The 491-nt window shown below is 65.6% G+C and carries 1 protein-coding gene; it reads right to left on the bottom strand.

Going from position 1 to position 491, the window contains the following annotated elements; genetic code table 11:
- The coding region (gene paaA, locus PQR08_RS38680; protein WP_408164504.1) for a 1,2-phenylacetyl-CoA epoxidase subunit PaaA at positions 1 to 491 on the bottom strand (491 nt) is incomplete at both ends.

Raw genomic sequence — 491 nt, 5'->3', positions numbered from 1 at the left:
TCCTTTTGCGCCTGCGTGCCCTTCATCATCGCGAGCAGCGCGTCGAAGCCCTGGCGTTGATGGAACGACTCTTCCTTGCAGATGCGGATCATCGCGCGGGCGTACGGCCCATAGGTGCAGCGGCACAGCGGAATCTGATTCATGATCGCCGCGCCATCGACCAGCCAGCCGATCACGCCGACATCGGCCCAGGTGGGCGTCGGGTAGTTGAAGATGCTCGAGTACTTCGCGCGGCCGGCGTGCAGCGCGGCGACGAGCTGGTCGCGCGAGACGCCCAGCGTTTCGGCCGCGCTGTAGAGATACAGGCCGTGGCCGCCTTCGTCCTGCACCTTCGCGAGCAGAATCGCCTTGCGCTTGAGGCTCGGCGCGCGGCTGATCCAGTTGCCCTCGGGCTGCATGCCGATGATCTCCGAGTGCGCATGCTGCGAAATCTGCCGCACCAGCGTCTTGCGATAGGCCTCGGGCATCCAGTCCTGCGGCTCGATCTTGCC

Source organism: Caballeronia jiangsuensis (assembly GCF_046030135.1).
Taxonomy (GTDB): Bacteria; Pseudomonadota; Gammaproteobacteria; order Burkholderiales; family Burkholderiaceae; genus Caballeronia; species Caballeronia jiangsuensis.
This window is presented reverse-complemented; position numbering and strand designations above follow the sequence as displayed.